The organism is Campylobacter sp. BCW_6468, from assembly GCF_001762865.1.
GTDB classification, from domain to species: Bacteria; Campylobacterota; Campylobacteria; order Campylobacterales; family Campylobacteraceae; genus Campylobacter_D; species Campylobacter_D jejuni.
In genome coordinates this window covers 1-22,077 of record NZ_MJXQ01000029.1, presented here as the reverse complement: position 1 = coordinate 22,077, position 22,077 = coordinate 1, and the positions used below count along the sequence as shown (strand labels likewise).

The following is a 22,077-nucleotide window of genomic DNA, read 5'->3' as shown; positions in this document are numbered from 1 at the left end:
ATTAATATCATAATGCCCCTCAACCACCTCCTTTTTATTTCCCTTCACATTTCTTATCTCATCCTTATGGATAATAGTGTTTTGATTAGCACTTATTTCTATATCTTTGTTTTCTCCTACATATTCGCTAGAATTCTTAGATACTCTTACTTTATTATCTACTCCTACATTTAAGGTATTGCTTAATCCTACTATGGTATCTTTAGATAAGCCTACATTAGTTAAGTATTCTCCTCCTACATTGACATTTTTAGCTAAGTCTATGGTTTGAGTATGAACCTTTTTAATCCTTTCATTATAAATTCCATCCACTATAGAATCTTTATCATTTAAAATTCTTTGAGTGAAATTATGTTGTACTAATTCATCATAATCCTTTTGGGCTTTTAAATAAATTTGTTCTTTATCTTTTATATTTGAGAGGGTAAGTTCATTATAACCTTCTTCATTAACACCTATGGTTTTAGAAGAAAGAGAAGTTTGGTGATCATTAAAAGGAAGATTTACTAAACTTGGATTAGCTCCATTATACAAACTTCCACTTACATAAGGTTTATCTATATCATCATCTAAAAAAGAAATAATCACTTCATCTCCTATTCTTGGAGTATGAAAAAAACCTGAATGATTACTTGCTATATGAGAAGCTACTCTTAAAAAAGGAGTGTGATGATAAGATTTGTAAGTATTGCTTGATAAATTAGAAGAATTTATATCTATATCATTTGCAATAAAAGTATCATTATCTAATTCTTCTTGATTGGCATAAAGATTAATCCTTACCTTAACCCTTCCATGCTCATCAGTATAAATAGTATTCCTCTCACTTTCTATATCCTTACTCTCTCCTATAACAATACCTTGAGTGCTATTAGGAGCTTTAGGTTTAGCTTTAAAACTTGGAGTAAAGATAATATTCTTTTTTAGTAAAGTTAAAGTATTAGAATAAGATTTATTTAAATTTAAATCTTTTAAATTTAAATGATCATTAGTATTAATAGAATTAGCTAAGATGGCATCATCAATTAAGATTTGAGTATTAGCGATAATAATAAAGTCTTTAAGCAAAGAAGCTTTATCTTGTTTTTCTTCATCTTGATTTTTTATTTCTTCTTGATGATTAAACTCCTTATAATTTAAAGTGATAAAATCTCCTAAGCTAAGATGATAAATATTACTTTTTGCTAGTAAGCTTTCATTTAATACTAAGGCTCTTTTTTCTTTAAGAGAAGGCTTAGTCTTTAAATCAATGCTTTTTGTAAAAGAATATTCACTCTCATAAAAATGTTCATTATAACAAGCTTTGTTATTAAGTTCTTGTTCATAAGGAACTTTACTAGAGTGTAAAGATAAAAGATTTAAAGGAGTATTGGCATTAATACTAGAATGTGTAAAAGAATTAGTTCTTAAGCTTTGCTCTTTATAAATAGAAGAAATACAAGCTTGATTTAAAATATTATTAATATTAGGATTATACTCAATTTCTTTATTTTTTACATTTTTATACACATCACAAAAATAAATAGTGTTCTCATCTTCATAAAAAAAGATTCCATTGTTATGGCTTAATCTTGTAATAAAGTCTAAATCACTTTCATTGTATTGAGAGATGAGTTCTTGTTCTTCATAATTAAAATGTATATTAGAATAATCAATTTCTTTATGTAAGATATCTTGATAAAAACCAAGGGTTTGTTTAATCACTTCTATAATATTAGTATGAGTATAAATACGATTGGCTTTATTTAAAGAAAGTCTTATCAAGACTGATTGAAGCTTAAAAGAAAAAAAATGCTTGTATTGTATTTGCTTAGTATTTGAAGTGCTATCATTAATATTTAAAGCACTTTCATGATTAATACCTAGATATTTTATATAAGTGATAATTCCCTTATAGTTTTTTACTTCATTGTTATCAAAGTTTAAGGTATTATTCTCATAAGGATTATGGATACTTAAAATAGCTTCTTGATCGATTAAAACATTAGGATGAAAATTAAAAGTTGTAGGGGTGCTTGGATGAGATGAAGCATTGGTTAAAGTATTTAAAGAAAATAAATCTTGTTCTAAACTTTCAAAAAAGCCTTCACATTCTATAGAAAAAAGCTCTTCAAGACTTTCTTTGATGAGGGCTTTAGTGATTTTAAAGGGTAGGGGATTTGAAGTAGAATTTGATATATTAAGACTCATGTAAGAATTAAGGGACATTGATGATCCTTTTGGGTTTGTTGATGATTAATAGCCTATAAGCTTATGTGATTTATTTTAGCATAAAGTGGGTAAAATAAAGTTTATTTTAGGGTATGGTTTATGGGTGAAGAGAGGTTGTGATTTTTTTAAACATATTTTTGTGTCAGCTTATTCACATAGTTTCATATATACTATTGTATATTTTTTTTGCGTATTACCTAAAATTTTTGCCCAACCAAGTTTGGCAGTATTTTCTTCTCCTAACACAAACTTCATTTCTGAAGAATAGTTGATTTTAAGATATAAATCAACACAAAATTCATTATTTGTTAAAAACATTATGCTATTTTTTAAATCATCGTGTTTGGTTCCATTGGGCATAAATTTAACCGCTTCTTGATATGAAATATCCTTTATATAGATCGCTATTTTGTTTTGATAAGAGATAAATTTATCGCCCAATATAAAATTATTTCCTAAAATATTGTTCTTTATTCCTAAGTTATTTTTTTGCGAATTTGAAATTAAAATTTGATGGGGTAAATTTTCAATAATTGATAATTTATCCTTAAGTTTAAAATTGACCTGTAAAACTCTTTCAATGTGTGTTTTAGGTCGTCTTAAACTTAGTAGTAAAGGTGCAAATGGTAAATATTTTTTTGCAATATCGTATTCTTTAATTCCCAACATGCTAAATAAAATTTTTGAAATAGAATCTTTAAAATTTTCATTAAAAGATCGTGGATAATTTTTTAAGCTTATTACATCAAAAAATATCCAAAGCAAATAATGATTAAAGAAATCAAAGAATAGAGTCCAACCTTGGTCGCCATCTTCATTTCTTGACAGTTTATCTAGCATAAATGAAGGAAGTTGTGAAGAGACTCCATGTAGCCCCATGAAATTTATAAACAATTCTATAACTGATTGTTCGTGTTCTGAAAAAATGATTTTTTCTATATCTTTATTTGGATGTTTTAAACTTTTATTTGTTCTTAAAAATATATTCTTTCTTCCATAGTCTTTTTCTAATTTTTTTATTAATTTAAAAAAACTATATGAAGTAAGATTATTCATATTAAAGCTTTTTTTCCAAAAGAAGCAGGGTAATGTAAAATTTCTTTTGAGTCGAGGCATCTTATTTTTAACTCACAAAAGGAGTTAATACTAGCAAAAGAAGCTAAAAATTTAGATATAATCAATCCCAATAAATATACCTCGCCTAAAGTGTAAAACTTCGAATCTTTAATACTAAAAATAGCTAAGGTCCCTTTTTTTGTGATATTTTCATCTATTAAATAAGTGCTTTTACTTTGAATATCGATTATAGATTCTTGCAAAAGCTTATAAATCTTCCAATTTGATTGATTATCTAAAAAGCTATAGCTTTCCAACACACCAAAAAAAGCTTTTTTGCTCAATATTGTTTGATATGAAAAAGATAACACAGAAACAAGCTTCCATAATAAATTACCATCAACACTACATCTTCTTGTTTCGCTTGGAATTTCCACATTTTTGGTATCGACACCTTTTAGATCGCAGGTATTAATATCACCTATTTTTAATTTTGAAGGTAAATCTCCATTGGAGCACAAAAGATCAATACTTATAGTTTCATCCATTATATAAGAGGAAAAGAAAGAAATTTCGCTAAATACTTCTCCTTTGGAATTCTTTTTAGTATTTACGCTATAAAAATCCTTTTGATTATCTTTTAAAAATTCAAAGCGTTCAAAACTTTTATAGTTTTTTAATAACCTTTTGCCGCCTTCACTATTATGTGCTTTAACCTGTAGTGTCTGTATGATTTCGTAAGCTTTAGGTTGGCTTCTATCCACAAAAATTCTATAACTATCTTTTTTGTGATTATTTATAAGAGGTTCTGCACTTTTTGTAAAGATATTGATAATAGGTGTCATGCTTAAAGAAAGTAATTCTTTTCTAAAAATACAATTTGCAGGAAATGGTTTAGAGAATTTAAATTCAATATTAATTGTCTTTCCTTGACAATTATTTAAAATATCCAAACCATTGATTCTTAAAAAATTAAATTTATGTGGCATGAAAAAATATTCTCTTAGTAAGGAAAATGCTTCAAAACCTAAATCATTATAAGATAAACTACTTTCATCTGGATTCAATCCTATTTTTTCAATATTATAGGTATTAAGAAAAAATTCTTCATCAGTATCTAAACTTTGAATTTTTAATTCTTTTAAATAAGAATGCATGTATAATAATAAAGTACTAGACATATAGGTATCATTGCCTAGATATAAATTAATTTTTTCCAAACCCAAATCACATATTTTTGTTTCTGCCTTATTGACTTGCAAAGTTAAATTGAAAGTATAATCTTGATTTTTACTAGATATAAAAACTTCGCTGATGGAGATAGAATAAAGATAAACATCATATACTGTTTTAAATTCACAAACACATTTGTCTATTGGTTTTGATTTAATAAGAGTTCCTTTGGGAATAATTAAGTTATTTTCTTTACTATTTTGTTCAAATTTAAATTCTTGCATGCATAAAGAAGGTAAAGGATTTGTATAATTTGGAGAAACAATATTAATCAAAGATTCTGCAATGTGTGGTATATTTTCATCAAGCTCTTGATGGATTTTAGAGCTTAAAATAGCTAAATTTTCAATAATTCTTTCTATATCAGGATCTTTGCTATCATATGCCAAAAATGGTGTTAACTTTGGATAATTTTTTATAAAATACTCTCTTTTTTCATATAGATATTCAAGCTCTTTTTGATAATAAAAAATATTATCCTTCATTTAACCTCGCAATATCTATTGTTTTTAAAGATGATTTCTATATTAAATTCTTTAAAACGATCATCCTGAAAAAAACATTTTACAATAAAAGAAAGTTGCCAAGGACTTAAATTATTATCATAAGTGATAGAAACTACACATATTCTTTTTTCATAGTTATCAATTAGTTTTCTTATTTCCTTGGCCATTGATACGCATAATTCATTAGAGTTAAGATTAATATCAGCCATATTAGGCATTCCTAAATTTTTTACAGCATAACAATCATTAATTTTTGCATTGAGCAAAACCTTTATATTGTTTTTTACATCCTCAAAATCATTTTGATAGAATGGAATATGAATGTTTTGCTCATCTAAATTATGGATTAGTTTATCTAGCAAGGACATTATTATTCTTTATCTAATTTTCCTACTAAAGAAAGTTCAAAATTACCGCCCATATATTTAAAATGAGGTCGGACACTTAGCCCTATTTTATACCATCCTGGCTCTCCTGGTATATCACTAACTTTCACTTGTGCTGCTCTAAATGGACGACGACTTCTTACTTCAGAAGGTGGATTTTCTTGATCGGAAATATATTGTCTAATCCATTCATTAAGTCCATTTTCAATATCGCTTCTTTCTTTCCAGCTCCCTATTTCTTCTCGTTGTAAAACCTTTAAATAGTGCGCCAATCTTGAAATTAAAAAGATATATGGAAGTTGAGTTCCTAATCTGTAATTTGTTTCAGCTTCTTTACCTTCTGGGGTATTTTGAAATAATTTTGGTTTTAACGGAGAATTTGCTGAAAAAAATGCTGCATTATTACTATCTCTTCTTAATGTTAAGGTTATAAAACCTGCTTCAGCAAGTTCATACTCTCTCCTATCTGTAATCAAAACTTCTGTAGGTATTTTTGATTGTATAGTTCCAAAATTTTCATAAAGATAAGTAGGCAGATCCTTAACAGTCCCTCCACTTTTTGGTCCTATAATATTTCCACACCATCTATATTTAGCAAAGCTTTCTGTTAATCTTGTACAAAAAGTATACGAAGAATTAGCCCACAATAAATGATTATGCGAAGCATGAACATTTTCTTTATAGTTAAAGCTTTTAATAGGGTTTTCTTCAGGATCATAAGGGCTTCTTGCTAAAAATCTTGTCACTAGTAAGCCTGTATATTTAGAGTCTTCATTTTCTCTAAAAGTTCTCCACCTTGTATATTGAGGACCTTCTAGCAAACCTTGCAAATCTTGAATATTTGCAAGTTCAGAATAATCATCAAGCCCAAAAAATTTTGGTCCAAAAGATGTTAAAAAGGGAGAATGACTCATAGCCGCAATACTAGCCATTTTATTTAAAAAAGTCATATCAGGACTTGCTGATCCAAGTTGATAATCTCCAATGATTGCTCCTACAGGCTCTCCTCCAAATTGTCCATATTCTGAAGAATATATATTTTTATAAACAACGCTTTGTGTTATATCTGGATTGTTTTCAAAATCCTCTAAAGCTTCTTCTTTTCTTATATCAAATAGGTCAATTTTTATATTTTCATTAAAATCAGTTCTTTCAACTAGAAATCTAAGTCCACGCCAAGTAGATTCAAGTTTTTGAAATTCTTCATTATGTAAAACTTCATCCATTTGTTTTGAGAGTAAATAATCAATATGAGCTATCATTTCATCAAGTGCAAATTTATTGATTTTTTCTTCAGCATTGTCGCTTTTTACAATTTCTGAAATAAATTCAGCAACACCTCTTTTAGCAATACTATAACTTTCATCGGTTTTAGAGTATTTGCTTTTCTCCATAATTTGTTCAATAATTGGCATATCAACTGCTTTAGTATTTGCCATCTTAATTTCCTTGCTCTTCTTGTTTAATTTCTAAAAGTAATTTTTCTTTAGTTTTTTCATTTTTTAACGCTTCTAAAACAGCTTTTCTAAAATCAGGAATATTACCCATAGGACCTTTTAAAGCCATTAATGCTTCTCTTAGCTGCAATAATTTGTTTAGCTCGGGTATTTGTTTAGCTAAGCTATCTGGAGAAAAATCCTTCATACTAGCAATATTGAGCTTAACATCAAGTTCTTCAGCTCCTGTTCCAAGAGTGTTTTTTACGCTAAAACTTGTTGTTATATTGAGTTTTCTCATGACTTGATCAAAATTAATCTTATTAATTTGCAAAATTTCTCTTTCCTCTAAAGGAGTTTCGTTTTTTCCTTTTAAATTTGCCATTACCATTAATTTTAACGGCAACTCCACATCCTCATTTTGTCCATTAGTTTTAGCTTTATATGTAATATTAATCCGCTCTTTTGGAGCATAAGATCCATCTGACATTTAAAATCCTTAAAAACAAAATTTTTAGTTTAATAATTATATTAAAATTTACTAAATTTAATCTTGTATCACTTAATTTTACTTTTTGCGTTTTCGTATTCTTCGGCTAGATAATCTTTTAGTAGAGTTTTCTCCATTAACTCTACTAAGTATATATTTAAAATTTTAGAGTTCTTTTTCATTCCTTTTGACTCAAAAATTTTTACCATATCTAGCAAGGAATTAATATTATTCATAATAGAATTATTAAAATTTTCTTTATCAATATTCATCAGCATTTGCTCAAAATCTTGTAGTGTATGTTCTTTGTCAGTTTTTTTACTTGAAAAAAAACTTTTTTTATTTTCTTTGGATTTAACAAAATATTTATAAACTTCTTCTTTGCAGATAAAATCACCATTTTGAAAACGGAGAAGTTCAATAGTATCAAATTTAGAAATAAAATCACTTGTTAATATTATAAGAATGTCTAATTGTTTATTTTTTTTCTTTTTTTCTAAAAAATCACAAAAGAGTTGTACACCCTCTATCCAAAAAGGATTTAAAATAAGTTCATGCATAAAACATTTAATATGTTCTATATCATTTTCTTTATCAGAAAGTAATATGCGAATTATATCTGCATCAGGTTTTCTTATTTTAGTAATTTTTTCATTATTACATTCAGGCAAACACCTGATTTTTCCCCACATTGCTTGGGTGAATAAAGCGTAGATATTGAGATTATTTTCATCCTCTTCCAAAAGCTCAAATGCAAGTTTTTGATAAAAATTTTTATATTCTCTCTCGTTTAAAGAGTTAATATTATCGCTTCTAATGTTTACAGATACTTGAGTTACAGGAGATTTTGGAAGTTGTGGTGCAACTTGAGCAATTTCAATTTTTGCAAAATTGCAAGATAGTAAATTTTCAAATTCGGAAAATAAAGTAATAAATTGATTAACAATCTCAGATGATATAAGCACTTTTGTTTTATTGTATTCTTGAATAAAATTTTGAATAAAATTTTGAATTTTTCGCTTTTGAGCTAATATATAAGCATTATTTTCATCTATAAGTTTTTTTAAATGTTGAAAAAGAAGCAAAAGCTTTTCAAAGCATTCTTCATTGTTTAAATTAAAACACGATAAAAGAAAATAGTTGCAAATTTTAAAATCTAAAGAATGATTTAATAATATAAACTGAGAATATTGATAAACTTTATCCCAAGAAATATTTTCATGGTTTAAAGTCTTATATTTTGACATCTCATCTTCAAGTAACTGAAATTCTTGTAGTTCATCTAAATTATTTTTCAATTGATCACAAAAATACATTTAATTCCTCCAAAAATTTGCCTCATTATAATTAAATTTTAAAAAATATTATGTTAATTTTTTAAAAAATTTACTCAATTAATCATAAATTATATATTCTAAGATAGAAAGGATACTTTAGTTTCATGTTTTGTAAAAAAAGCTTATTTTTTTTATTGCCACTATTCTTTTGCGCTTGCTCAAGTGTTGTTAGTGTTAAGATAAATAATGTAGAGAATTCCAATCTTAATAATAGACATGATGATGTTCCTGTTACGGCTATTGTATATCAACTTAAGGATATTAAAAAATTTGAAGAAGCAAGTGATATAGATTTGGCTACTAGAGAAGAGGGGGTACTAGGCAAGGATAAACTTGATTCTATTAAAACGCAAATTGCACCTAAAGACAATATTATCGCGGTTAAAGTAGATGAAGAAGAGGTTCCTTATGTAGGCATTCTTGTATTATTTGCAAATAATACAAAAAAAACAACAAAAATATGGGCAAAGACCGAAGATGCAAATGGGTTTGGGAAGAATAAGTATTTAAAATTTGAAATATCCAAAGAAGGTATCAAAAGAATTAAATAGGAATAATATATGGCAAATAAATTAAAAGTTGCTTGGTTTGATGGACTTAATATTGGACAAACCCATTTTGAGCAGCAAGAAAGATTTTTTAATAGAAATATAGATCTTAAAACTATAAATATATATAGTAATTTATATGGAATAATAGACTTGGAATTTTCTCAAGAGATGTTATTGCAAGGAAAAATTGCACTTTCTAAAATTTCAGGTATCGCACAAGATGGAAGCATTTTTAATGCACCTGAGCAAGATTTGTTGCCTGAGCCTATTGAAATCAATTATGAATCTTTAATTGATTCAGTTGTGGTATTAAAAATTCCTATCGGAGTTACTGATATTGCTGATTTATCTTTAAGAAATACTTTTCCAAATTCAAAGTTTATATGTCTTAGAAATAGTATTGCTTTAAGAAATTATGATGATTCAAAATCTAATGTAATGGACAAAATTGAAGATGAGTACGAACTTGAAAATCTGACTTTTACACAAGAGAAAAAAGATTTACTTCTTGCTAGTTTAAGATTAAAACTTGGCATTTTAGGTAATTCAACTCCTGATGAACTTGAATTACCAATTGCAAAAATTAAAAATATTGATATCAATAAAAAAATTGAATTAGAAAGTGATTTTATACCCACTTGCTTAAATATCAGCAAAATATCTACCATAAGATCCTTTTTGGAAGAAATTATTTTTTCAATCAATCAACATAAAAAAGTTCTATCTAATGTTTTTAAAGGAATCGATCAAACAAAAAATACATTGGATTTTAGCACTTTTTTATCCCTTAATCTTTTAAAAAAATGGTATTTAATATTTTCACATCTATCAAAAAAAGATAAAATACATCCTGAATTTTTATACGAAAAATTTTTAGAATTTCAAGGAGAGCTTGCAGCTTTTAGCAACGAAGAATCTTTTTTAGATTTTATTCCTTATAAACACGATAATCTTTATAATACTTTTTTAAATATGATGAATAATCTAAGATTGTTATTTTCTAAAATCACAAGCCCTAAATATTTTATAGCTAAGACCAGTATTAACGGCAATGGTTTTTATGATTTTATTTTTGATAATTCGGGAATTTTAGAAGAAAGTGAAATTTATTTCGCAATCCGTGCAGATGTTACTACAGAATATCTACTTAATAATTTTAAAATTCAAAGCAAGATACATACTCAAAGTAAAATTAAAAATATAGTCGCAACTCAGCTTGAGGGCTTAAATGTAGATCAAGTACCTAATGTTCCATCTAGCATTCCTTATTTAAATGGTTATGTTTATTATAAATTAGATAAAAGAGATCAACTGTTTAAAGATTTTAAAAATGAAAGTATCATTAGTATGTACTTGACCAACAATATAAAAAACCCTGATATTATAATGTGGGCGGTATTTCAATGAAAGAAATAAATGAAGAAAAAAAGGCATTAAGCTTACTTCTTGATTCAGATTTTGATGGTTTAAAAAACAATAAAATTATTGATTATTCTTTGGAGTTGCTTTTGCTTTCTTATAGACTTTCAAAAATAAGCTCTATGGATACAAGTAATATTAATCAACTTAGAGAAACATTGATTAATAAAATTTTAGATATAACCGCTAAACTAAGTATGTGTAAAGAATATGATGAAAAAGAAATTATTAAATTCAAATATTGTCTTTGTGTCTTTATAGATGAAAGCTTAATGAAAAATGAACTTTTTATTAATTTTTGGGCTCACAATACTCTAACTGTAAGATTATTTGATGAAACCTTAGGTGGAAATAATTTTTATGATATTGCATCATCTTGGATTAATAACCCTTTTAAGTTTAAAGATTTTTTGGAATTTATTTATGCTTGTTTGATTCTTGGTTATAAAGGAAAATATAATGAGACTAAGGATAGAGATGAAAAAATAATCCATTTTTGCAATAATATTGCCACATCTTTAAAACCGGTTTATAAGATAGAAGAAGAGTTAGCTTTTAATAAAGCATATAAAACTGGTTTGAAAGAAAATATTTGGCAAAAATTTATAAGATTGTATTTTAAAAAACTTATTATCGTTGTGCCAGTATTGATTATATTAGGAGTATTAAGCTATGCAATTTTCAATTTAGAAACAAATAATCTTAAAGTGGATAATAATATATCTGTATTGATAAAAAATTTAACACATATAGAATAAATATACTAAATTTTTAAATATCAATTTATTTGTTATGAGTAAAATTAAATAAAAATTATTTTACAGCTAGAATAAAAATCAAATGCAAATCTAAAGGATAAAAATAATATAAAAACAAGCTTTAATTATGCAAATTATTAGTACAAATAAGTATAAGGTCGTATCATAATTATGCCATGGATATAATTCACGATACAATCCCAACTATAATTATGTATTTTAGTCAGGATTATTTAAGATAAATTATAATTAAGCTTTGCCCTCTCTCCAATCATCACTTCCGCTAGTTCCAGCAGCAGTATGTTCCCAAACTACTTTTCTATAGCTCATTGAAACTTTTAAAAGCTCGGTTTTATCATGATTACTTGACTCTTGCGCATTTGGCATTATTAATTCAATATTTGTAATAATTGCATCTTCCAATTTTGTAGTAAAAAAATGTTCAGATCCGCCACTTGTTGCGGTTCTAAACCAATGAACTTCGACTGTTGGAAGTCTTTCTCCTTTGGTAAGTGCATTATATAGCAAAGGCACAGATTTATTTAATGAGCAAGTAAAAGAAAAAGGCTTATGAACTCTTTGTCCAGAAGGTTGTCCGCTTTGCTGATCAACAGGTACGGTTACAATATGAGATACCTCTTGAGCCATGATTTCATCTTCATGACCCGATTTATATCTATTGCCAATACTCGCTTCAGTAGATGCACCGCTTGAAATCAAACCTTGTGTGGAACCTTCAATTTTTATAAACGCTGGTTCAGCCATAAAAAAACTCCTTTAATTTTTTTTAACATTCAAAATTGTATCATTTTAATCTTAATCTATTAAATTTTTGCAAAATATTTGCATATTAATTTGTTTTTACTTTACTAAGGAATAATGATGTTTAAAAAAATATTTGATTTTGTGAAATCAAGATTATTTATAACTGCTTTTTTGCTTTGTTGTATTTTTCTTTTGAGTATTTTATTTTGGTTTTGGGGTTCTTTAGTAGCTTTTAATGACATATATATTTTTAGTAGTTCATTTTTAAGATTTAGTATTATTTTGATAATTTGGCTTATTGTTTTTTTGTTTTTTTTATTAAAGCCTATTATAAATTTTATATCTTCTTTAAAAAGTGAAAAAAGATTAAAATTTAAAGTCCTAAAAAAAGAAGCTGATGAGTTCATTTACAAATCTAAAAGAAACTTCTTTTTATCTCTTAAAGATGCCAAAGAAACATGGAAGAATGATTTAAAAACAAAAAATTTACCCTTAATTATCATCATAGGAAATGAAGGAGCTGGAAAAAGCACTTTTATTAATTATTCTGACATCGAATACCCACTTAGCGATAGTTTAGAGTCTTATAAAAAATTCCATAAGTCTACTAGAAATTTTGCACTTTATGTATCAAAAAAAGGTGCTTTGTTAGATACAGAAGGAAACTATTTTTCACAAGAAGAATTTTTTAAGCCTACAAGTAGCGATGAAATACCCGAAGATGATATAGATAAAAATAGAGATTTTTTAATTAAAAAAAATATATGGAAAAAATTCCTTACTTTTCTCAATAAAAATTTTTTTCATAGCAAACTAAATGGAATTATTTTAGTTGTTGACACTGTAATTTTCTTAAATAATCCTAAGGAGTATTCCAAAAATCTTATTAGATATCTAACAAAAAGAGTAAATGAATGTGAAAAAACTTTAAATTTAAAACTGCCTATTTATATAGTTTTTTCAAAACTCGACTTGATCGAAGGCATGAAAGAGTATTTTGATATTTTCGATAAAAAAATTTCAGATAAAATTTTAGGATTATCTTTTGATAAAATCTTAAGTGAAGAATTTTTAAATAATGAATTTAAAGAATTAAGTGATTCATTATTATGTTCCTTGATGAGTAAAAACTCCCATATTTATAATATAGAAAATAAAAATAAAAGCTACTTATTTTTAAAACAACTTGATAATTTATTTGCATTAGCAAAGACTTTTATTTTGGAAGTGCAAGAAGAAAATAAGCTTAAAAATAATTCTTATCTTAGAGGAGTTTATTTTGTTAGTGCCTATCAAGAAAATATTCCTAGAAATTTCTTACTCGATGCCATATGTGAGAAATATAACTGCAAAAAAGTATTATCAAAATCCAATATTATACATAATAAACAAAGCTATTTTGTTAAATCACTGCTCGAAGATTTAATTTTTACAGATTATTCTTTAAGCACTATGAAATCTTATTCTAAAAAATTATCTTTTTTAATTATAATTTTAATCATAAGCTTTGGAACATATGCTATATCTTCTTATTTTATAAGTAAAAATAATAAAGAATTCGAAAAAAGCCAAAACACCTTAAGATCTTTACAATTGCTTCTTAAAGATCAAGATTATCAAAATTTAAATATTAAACAAAAAGCTGACTTCTTAATTGAATTGAGAAATATTTTAAATACTTATCCTGAACTTTGGCAAGATAATAATATATTTCAATATTTAAATCTAAATCTCTCATACAAAGGATTTAAAGAAGCTAAACAACTTTATTATAAACTGAATGAAGATGTGTTAAAAAATACTTTATTAAAAGAAATGGAATATACTTTACTTACCGATACAAATAAAGAAAATTTAATCAAAACATTATATATGTATAGATCTTTGTTTGAACAAAAATATTTTAATAAAGAAATACTAAAAATTTGGATTAACGAGAATTGGAATACTTTAAGTAAGTATTCAATCTCTAAAGATGACTTTCTAGAAGGGGTGGATGAGCTTAAACAATTTAATCTTAAATCTTTTACAGAAGATGAAAACAGTATACATACAGGAAAAAGAAAACTTGAGAGTATAAGTAGAACTCAAAGAATTTACATTCTTCTTAATTTTTTAAATAGCGATAAACCTAAAGAAAAATATCTTATAAAAGAGGATTTAGGTTTTGCTGCAAATAGTGTATTTTCAAATAATTCTCAAATAACTTCTATAGATAAAATATATACAAAAGTTGGTATGATGGACTTTTTAAATGATTTAAATCAACAAGTTGACACCGCAATCAATATTGAATCTTGGATGCTAGATAACAATTTTAAAGAAAATAAAAACACTTTGACTATGGGTATTTTAAAATTATACTTAAGTGAATACCAAAATGCTTGGCAAAATCTACTCGCTTCATTGCAACCTGTTAGGTATAATACCAAAGAGGCAATGGTTAATGAGCTTAATATCTTATCAAAAAAAGAAAACCCTTTATATTCTTTGTTAAAAATTGTTAGTTCTAATACAAATTTAAATGATGCAGTTTTACTAACTCAAGCCTACAATTTAGGGTTAAATGCTGGGGAAATTAGATCAAATTTTATTGGGGTAAGCAATGCTTTCACACAATATCATAAGCTAGTAAACAAAAATACACTTTTGAGTGTTGGTAATATAGAAGTGGGCAAAGGCACTGATGATGAAAAAATATTAGATATTCTTAATACAAATATTACAAATATGTCCAATAAAATTATAGATTTTAGTTCTAATAATAACCAAAGTGCTGAAGAAAAAATTTCATATGCTCTTGGAGGCAATAAAGATGCCAATGATCCTTTTGCTGTATTTCAAATGAACATAAAAAAATTACCTAATGATTTAGAGAGATATTATAGTCAGCTTTCTAATTATTCGTGGAATTTTATAGAAAATCATGGTATTTCTTTATTTAATACTGCTTGGATTAATGAAGTGTATAATCCATTTGTTAATGATATTGCACCATATTATCCTTTTAATGATGAGAGTGTAGCAGATCTTAGTATGGATAGTTTTAAAACATTTTTTGGAAGAAATGGGACATTAAATAGTTTTTATAAAAAATACTTGAACAATGTTTTAGTAAAAAGAAAAAATAACTATTCTATCAATTCTCAATTTGCTTCAAAATTAAATTTCTCTAAAGAATTTTTAGATTTTATCACCAATGCAGGCAATCTCTCTAGTCTCATACTAAATGGTAATGATAATATAAAAGTTAATTTTACTATTCAAAGCCTTGATTTAAGTGCGGATTTTTCCTTTATAAAGCTTGGCTATGATAATAAAAATATCCAATACGATCATACTCTTAATCAAACCCTACAAATTGTAGCAGAAAAATTCAATAATGGAACAAGTTTAAATTTTACAGCCTATAACTACTCTAATCCTAATTTAAATTATACAAAATCATATAAAGGGGAATGGGCATGGTATAAGTTTATAAAAGATAATAAAAGTAATTCTATATACAGCATTATATTTAACAATAATAAAAACTTATATTTTGACTTTGAAATTATTAACGGTGCTAGTGAATTAAATAATATAGTTTATATTTTAAATAATCTTAAAATAGTAGAAAATATTACAGGGGTAAATAAACAATGATAGAAAAAGAAGAAATAGGAATTGCTATTGAGAATTATGACGAATGTATTAGTGGTTCTAAAACATTTGTATTTAACACAAAGGGTGGAACTATAGGAAGCGGTGATGATTGCACTTTTCGTATTCAAGATAAACTAGAACAAATCAAAAATACCCATGCCATAGTATCTTATGAAGAAGGATCTTTTACAATTGCGGCTTTTGAAGATTCTGACATTTATTATAATAAGTCCTTTTCTAGAATGCCAAGTGGCTATGAAATAATAATCAGCATAGGCGATATTTTTAAAATCGGTAATTTAGAATTTAGATTTGTGGATGCAAAAAGCATTGAAGCAAGCATTAAAGAAAATAAAAAATACTTAGAAGATATTGAAAAACGCAATCATTTTGATGAAATTGAAATTAAACCTAGAGGAAAAACAAGTATAAATTTTGACAAAAACAAAGAGTTAAAAGAGATTTTAGAAAATAATGATTATAAATTTATCGAAGAAGAAAAGGCAGATGATAGCTTTTTAAAAGAAATAATTCAAAAAAATCCAAATTCATTAGAATATGAAAATGTTTTAAAAAGTTTGGTAAAAAATTTAAAAGATATTAAAACAAAACAACAAAACTCTAAATTAAATAATGATTATTCTCCTATCAGTATTAAAGATTTTGAAAGTATTATTAATAATATACCCTTAATCAAATCCACAAGATTGATCAATATTTTAGCCCTTAGCCTAATCGCAAAAGAATTATATACTCCAATATTTGAAGAAATGGAAGAAAATATGTTTATTAAATATATTGAAGCTGCTATACAAAATAATATTAAAGAAGATAAGATTCTTTTTGAAAATCTTACCATCAAAGCATTGGAAAAGTATATTAAAGATTTTGAGTGATTTTCACTCTTTGATATTATGCTCTTTAGCATAAGCTAGTATCTTAACTCTTAAATCCTCTGGAAAATTATATCTATAAATAGCAGGAATTCTTGGATCAAGAAGTTTGTCTAAATATCCTCTTTTATAAATCCATTCCAATCTTTCAGGGGTAAAATAATAAGGGGCATTAGGATAGCCTTGAGGAGGAGTGAGGGCTGCTAGTTTGGCGCTTAATACTAGGGTATCCATAGTCAGTTTAGCAGATCTTTCATCTCTTTCGTTTCTAATATCTACATCAAATCTAGTTACCATTCCATTTTCGTATCCATCCATAGCATCATCAAATTTATTTCTACTTTCAGGAGTAGAATCTATATCTCTTGGATCTTTTAATTTACCTTTTTCAATATCATTATATAAAGCCCAAATGATCCTGCCTTCTTCATCATAGGCAAAATCATATTTATTTAAATCAATCGTCCAATCTGCTCCTATAATCTCATCTATAAAAGGAAGCATACCAAATTCATCAGGCTGTATAGTTTTAGCTAAATCTTTTACTAATTTAGCCCTTAAAGGATTTTTATGTATCCCTGCCATACCTATACCTATTTCTAAAAGATTATCGGCATAATTATAAATTCCTCTTTTTATACCTAATTCTTCATATCCTCCACCTGTGAGTTGAATATATAAAATAAAACATTGTATCATTCTGGCATTAAAGCCATGATTTTTAGAACGCACAAAATATTCAGGTTTTCCTAGTATTCCTGCTGCTATACCCCATTCTTGTCTAAAAAGAGAAGATTTTAAGGTTTCTTTATTATTGTTAACTTCATCGTAAATATAGGCATAATCTTCATTAACCAATCTTCCTTTTTCATCTACATTAGCATAAGCATCATAGGGTATATCTATAACCACAGATCTTAATCCACTTCTTATTGCTAAATATTTATATCTTTCTCTTTTGGTTTTTAAAGAATGATAATAAGCTTTTTCTGCTTTAGTCCAAGGAGCTATAGCTCCTTTGATAGGATCTTTTAAATATATACTTTGCCATTCTTTAAATTCAACTAGAGTGGATTTTTGCCCTGTATAAAAGTTAGGATCTAGGTATTGGGGTTTATAGTCTTTGTAGGGGGAGTTTCGTTTAATGTCGTGTGCTTCAAACAAAGCTTTGGAATATTCTTCGGTATAGTTGCCTGTGGGCTTAACATTTTCTTTAAAGAGTATTTTATTGGTATCTTTTTCCACATCTAATGCTAATCCATTGGGTGTATAAATCTCATAAGTTTCACTCATTATCTATCCTTTCTTAATTTAACCCATATATAAACCATCTTCTATGATTATAGTAGTGGCTAGTCTGCCTATGAAATTAGGCGGTAATTTTTGGGATTGTTTGTTTTTAGTTACACTTTCTATATCCTCCTCGTTTCCTTCTTCATTGTCTTTGTTTTTCAAGCTTTCTTCATTTCCATTTATCCCCATATACATAGCCTTAAGATTGTTTTGTCCTATGATATTGAGTTTTTCTAGTAATCTTCTGGTTTTATTTTTATCTTCTATATATCTTCCTGTTTTATCTTTACTTGTATTGTAAATTCCATTAGCAAAATCTTGTAAAATTTGTAAAGCTTCATTGTAAGCATGAATAGGACTATCTTCATCTTTTTTAAAAGCACTAATTTGCTTTTCTTTATTTCTAAACTCTTTAAACAAAGGATGATTACAAGGAAGTTGATATATAGTGCATTTTTTAAGTTCTAAAGATTTTAACTCTTTAAAATAAAAAGTATAATCATCTATAATATATTTTTGTTCTTTTATATCCTCTAAAGCAGTTGCATTTCTTTTCTCATCAATAATCAAATAAGACAAAAGTCTTTTTAAAAGAAATTCTTTATTTTCTTCAAGCTTTGGTTTTATTTCATAATGAAAGGAAAAATGAGTGTCAAAAACTCCTGTGCAAAGATCTATGCCATAAAAAATTTTCTTTAAATCAAAGCTAATGAATTTCGAATTGATTGCAAAAGGATAAGTTATAAAATGATCTCTTATAACTGCTAAAGGAGAATCATCTTTAAAGGTGTAAAGCTGATAAACAATGCTTTCATATTGTTCTTGTAGGGCTTTAAAATTTGTTGGAAAGAGATAATTTAAAAAAATACCCACAAATTCTCCAGTCACAATAGAAGCAAGGTCAAGTTTATTTAGCTTAGCATAAGTATAAATAGTATATTTTTGAGTTTGTATATCTATGCTATGCATAAGAGCAATTTTAGATATATTGCTTTCTTGATTAGAGTATACAAATAATTGTTTCATATATTTATCACTCCAATAAATCTTAATTTGTTTTTCATTAAAGTATTCTTTTATCTTTGTGATAAATAGATTTAAACCGGATGTATTTTTTTGTATTATTAAATTGGATTTTATCTCTTGTGTTAAAATCATTTGGATTTTAGTATGAGTTAATTCTTTTTCTATTTGTTGCAAGTGTGCTTTTATTATTAAATTAGATTTTATGTGTATATGATATATACTATTCTTTTTTGGAGGTACAAAAATACCAAGCTGTTCTTTAAAAAATTCTTTAAATCCTTCTTTGTTTATTTTAATACAAGCTTGAATAACATATTCTATTGTTTTTAAAAAATTAAAATCCCACAACATTTGAGCTGTAAAGCTGATAAAAGGACTAGCACTTAATAAAATTTTTAACATTGCATAAGTAAATATTTCACTTGTTTTTTGTTCTTTTGCCTTATTTAAATATTCTTTTCCATACATCTGTTCCAAAAGCTTTGATAAATCTGATATTTGTTTCTCTATATCCATCCATGCAACAAAAGCTCGTTGCGTTTCTTCGTCTAAATTCATAAATTCTTTAATGCATTTTTGTTCATCTAAATAATACATTTGCTTTAATTTGATTATTTTTTTATCTAATGTATTTGTTGTATCTAAATCTTTTGATAATTCATTAAAAAAATCATCTATAGTTATCGAACTATCATTTTCCACAAAAGAATAATCTTTTTTGTCAAGTATTTTTAATAATTGCGATACAACTTCATATGCTGTAATATTTGTTGGCTCATTATTTACATATATTGGACATTCATCTGTCCATAAAACATAAGTTTTATCTAAGTATTTTATATATACAAAATTACTGCCTCCATATTTTTTCAAATCCAAATTGATATTTGGAAAAATAAGCTTAGCTTGATACAAGACAAATGAAATGAATAAACATTCCATTAAAGAATAGTTCCCAAATGAAGATTTATCCGATTTTTCAAAAAACTCTTTTTTCAAAAAAGTTAAATATTGATGAGCTATCTTCTTTTCTTTTTCTATGATGGATTCTTTGGCTTCGTTTTGTTTAAAGAATTTTTTGATATAAAAATAAGGAAGCCATTTTTTATCATTTATTTTTTTATTGTAGTCAATATAAGCTAAAATGTTTATTCGTTCGCAATGTCGTAAATTTTCCGTCTTTTTTACTATTTCTATCATTGGCTCATTTTCTGATATTGCTAATTTTTCTTTAGCTGTTTTTGCGAATTCTGGTAGCTTCTGCGGTGTAGCAACAAAATTTGTTAAATATTTATAAACCTTTTGCATATCTTCATAAGCTTTTTTACTATTCTCATAAGCTTCTTTGGATATTTTCACAAAAGGGCTTAATTGTAAAATATAAGGTTCATTTTCATCTTGTGGCATTTCTATGCTATATTCGCTATAATCTCTTGTGCTGTCATAAGTTTTTTTTGAAGTATCAATATTTTTTTTAATTCTTCTGTATTTATCTTGTATATTATAGTTGGCGATTTCTTGAGTTAAACTTTCACTAAGTCCTGCATTGTATTTATTGGGGATATTTGAAATAATCAAATAATTTTTACTCATTTTAGTTGTATTTAAATCTATTTGTGCATTTTGATTTTTTTGTGCGAAAAATTCAGCTAGTTTACTTGAGTTAAAATTTGGACTTTCTATATAGGAAAAATAAATAAATTGTTTAATATCTTCTTGCAAATTCTTTAAAATAGCATTGTTTTTTAAATACAAATTAGATAATTTTTGCGTTGAAATGAAAGCGGGTAAATTGCTCGATTTTGAATCATTGGGTGTATTTTTATACCCCTTGTCTTTTTGTTCTGGGTTTAAAAAGATTTCACTAAAAATATTTTCAATGCTTTTTATTTCTTCGCTTAAAGTGATTTTATAAGCCAAATTCGAAGCGATATTGCTTTCATCGCTTCCAAGATATAATCCAAAACCACTTAAATCAATAATTTCTTTTTTATCAATAATTAAAACACAAGATAACAAGCGAGAATTAATATAATGAATAAACATAGCACATCTAGTGGCTAAAAATGCGGCTAAAGGCGTTAAAAGTGTGCCATAATCTCTTTGAGCAAATTCATAATACTCGCTTGCAGAACCCATTAAAGAAAATAAACCAGCAGCCAAAATAGCTAATCCTGCCCCACCTGTAAGAACAGCTACCACTGTGGCTATTGCAACACCCGCTATAGCACTTAGTATGATTTTAATTTTTTCATATTCTTTTTCTTCGGCAAGTTTTTTAATGTGTTCTAACAACTCATTGATAAATTTTTCATAAGTATTTTTTAAAGTGGGACTTATGCTATTTTTGAAAAAATCCGATTCTATGACATTTCCAATCTTTTCTAAAACTTTTTTCTTAAAATCATCAAATTTCTCACTGTTTATATTATCAGGATCAATGTTTTCGATTAACTCGTCTAAGGTTGTTATATCTTCAGAATCTTTAGCTAGTTCTTTTAAAGTATTGATAAATTCGATACAAAGATTATTTTTATCTGTATGATAAAAAAGATTCAAATCTTTATCTTGTTTCTTGTCTTGAATTTCTTCTTCTAAGTCTTCTAAATAAACTTTAGTACAAATTTCACTGCTTGATAAATCTTTTAAATTTACATTTTGTCCAGCATCAAGCTCATTAAGGGTATGGATATTTATTTCTATATTATTGTGATTATCACAAGTTTGTTTTAAAATTTCTAGTATTTCCATAGTCAATATTTGATTTTTAGATAGCATTTTTCTTTGATGAAAATCAATATTTTTTAATATAGCGTGTAAAATAGAAAAATTAGGATAAATAAAATCAATCTGTTTAACTTCTTTATTGTTGATTGTTAAATTTTTAATAGTTTGAATTAACTCTGTTTTAGAACTTATAAACATAAAAGATTCCTTATATAAAGCATTATTATATCATTTTTTATTTGCTAATATTTTTTGTCTCTATTAATCTCTCCTATCCATCTAAGCACATTGCCCTTATCATCAATCTCTACTTCTAAATCTTTGTATTTGTTGTAAAATTTAGGA

Annotated in this window: 15 protein-coding genes; 5 read left to right on the top strand and 10 right to left on the bottom strand. The window is 26.3% G+C overall.

The annotated features are described in order from the left end of the window. The 7 genes from AJ889_RS09855 to AJ889_RS02745 form a co-directional block, all read right to left on the bottom strand. On the bottom strand, positions 1-2,208 hold a 2,208-nt coding region (locus AJ889_RS09855; protein WP_070293242.1), incomplete at its 3' end, for a type VI secretion system Vgr family protein. 150 nt (positions 2,209-2,358) lie between these two features. Continuing rightward, the gene (tssG, locus tag AJ889_RS02770) at positions 2,359-3,267 is read right to left on the bottom strand and encodes a type VI secretion system baseplate subunit TssG (RefSeq protein WP_002779653.1); all 909 of its coding nucleotides are present in this window, start codon (positions 3,265-3,267) and stop codon (positions 2,359-2,361) included. Then, positions 3,264-4,985, bottom strand: coding sequence for a type VI secretion system baseplate subunit TssF (gene tssF / locus AJ889_RS02765; protein ID WP_002779654.1), 1,722 nt, complete (start codon positions 4,983-4,985; stop codon positions 3,264-3,266). The genes tssG and tssF overlap by 4 nt, the downstream gene beginning before the upstream one ends. After that, the gene (gene tssE, locus AJ889_RS02760; RefSeq protein WP_002779655.1) at positions 4,982-5,374 is read right to left on the bottom strand and encodes a type VI secretion system baseplate subunit TssE; all 393 of its coding nucleotides are present in this window, start codon (positions 5,372-5,374) and stop codon (positions 4,982-4,984) included. The genes tssF and tssE overlap by 4 nt, the downstream gene beginning before the upstream one ends. 2 nt (positions 5,375-5,376) lie before the next feature. Then, positions 5,377-6,831, bottom strand: a complete 1,455-nt coding sequence (gene tssC, locus AJ889_RS02755; RefSeq protein ID WP_002813025.1) for a type VI secretion system contractile sheath large subunit — start codon at positions 6,829-6,831, stop codon at positions 5,377-5,379. A gap of 1 nt (position 6,832) precedes the next feature. Next, complete coding sequence (gene tssB / locus AJ889_RS02750; RefSeq protein WP_002800584.1) at positions 6,833-7,318, bottom strand: type VI secretion system contractile sheath small subunit; 486 nt, start codon at positions 7,316-7,318, stop codon at positions 6,833-6,835. A 68-nt stretch (positions 7,319-7,386) separates the two neighbouring features. Continuing rightward, positions 7,387-8,634, bottom strand: a complete 1,248-nt coding sequence (locus AJ889_RS02745) for a type VI secretion system domain-containing protein (RefSeq protein ID WP_002779658.1) — start codon at positions 8,632-8,634, stop codon at positions 7,387-7,389. A gap of 125 nt (positions 8,635-8,759) precedes the next feature. On the opposite strand from AJ889_RS02745, the gene tssJ reads away from it, so the two are divergent. Genes tssJ through icmH form a run of 3 tightly spaced genes read left to right on the top strand, consistent with a single transcriptional unit; the run spans position 8,760 to position 11,383 of the window. Further along, complete coding sequence (gene tssJ / locus AJ889_RS02740) at positions 8,760-9,206, top strand: type VI secretion system lipoprotein TssJ (protein WP_002779659.1); 447 nt, start codon at positions 8,760-8,762, stop codon at positions 9,204-9,206. A 9-nt stretch (positions 9,207-9,215) separates the two neighbouring features. After that, positions 9,216-10,613 (top strand): type VI secretion system baseplate subunit TssK, encoded by a 1,398-nt coding sequence (tssK, locus tag AJ889_RS02735; protein WP_002779660.1) that lies wholly within the window; start codon positions 9,216-9,218, stop codon positions 10,611-10,613. After that, entirely contained in the window at positions 10,610-11,383 is a 774-nt protein-coding gene (gene icmH / locus AJ889_RS02730) for a type IVB secretion system protein IcmH/DotU (RefSeq protein WP_002869988.1), read from the top strand. Before tssK ends, icmH begins: the two co-directional genes overlap by 4 nt. A gap of 249 nt (positions 11,384-11,632) precedes the next feature. Here the strand turns inward: icmH and AJ889_RS02725 are convergent, their stop codons facing one another. Then, on the bottom strand, positions 11,633-12,148 hold the full coding sequence (locus tag AJ889_RS02725; protein ID WP_002779662.1) for an Hcp family type VI secretion system effector: 516 nt from the start codon (positions 12,146-12,148) through the stop codon (positions 11,633-11,635). A gap of 117 nt (positions 12,149-12,265) precedes the next feature. Here AJ889_RS02725 and tssM point away from each other — a divergent pair, with 117 nt between their 5' ends. Further along, entirely contained in the window at positions 12,266-15,793 is a 3,528-nt protein-coding gene (tssM, locus tag AJ889_RS02720) for a type VI secretion system membrane subunit TssM (protein ID WP_002902236.1), read from the top strand. Continuing rightward, entirely contained in the window at positions 15,790-16,689 is a 900-nt protein-coding gene (locus AJ889_RS02715; protein WP_002779664.1) for an FHA domain-containing protein, read from the top strand. Before tssM ends, AJ889_RS02715 begins: the two co-directional genes overlap by 4 nt. A 3-nt stretch (positions 16,690-16,692) precedes the next feature. Here AJ889_RS02715 and AJ889_RS02710 read toward each other — a convergent pair whose 3' ends face one another. Both AJ889_RS02710 and AJ889_RS02705 read right to left on the bottom strand, forming a co-directional pair. Then, positions 16,693-17,979, bottom strand: a complete 1,287-nt coding sequence (locus AJ889_RS02710; RefSeq protein WP_070293240.1) for a hypothetical protein — start codon at positions 17,977-17,979, stop codon at positions 16,693-16,695. 18 nt (positions 17,980-17,997) lie between these two features. Next, positions 17,998-21,930 carry a hypothetical protein gene (locus AJ889_RS02705; RefSeq protein WP_070293166.1) on the bottom strand — a complete coding sequence of 1,311 codons (3,933 nt, stop codon included), beginning with the start codon at positions 21,928-21,930 and terminating at the stop codon, positions 17,998-18,000. Positions 21,931-22,077: the final 147 nt, after the last annotated feature.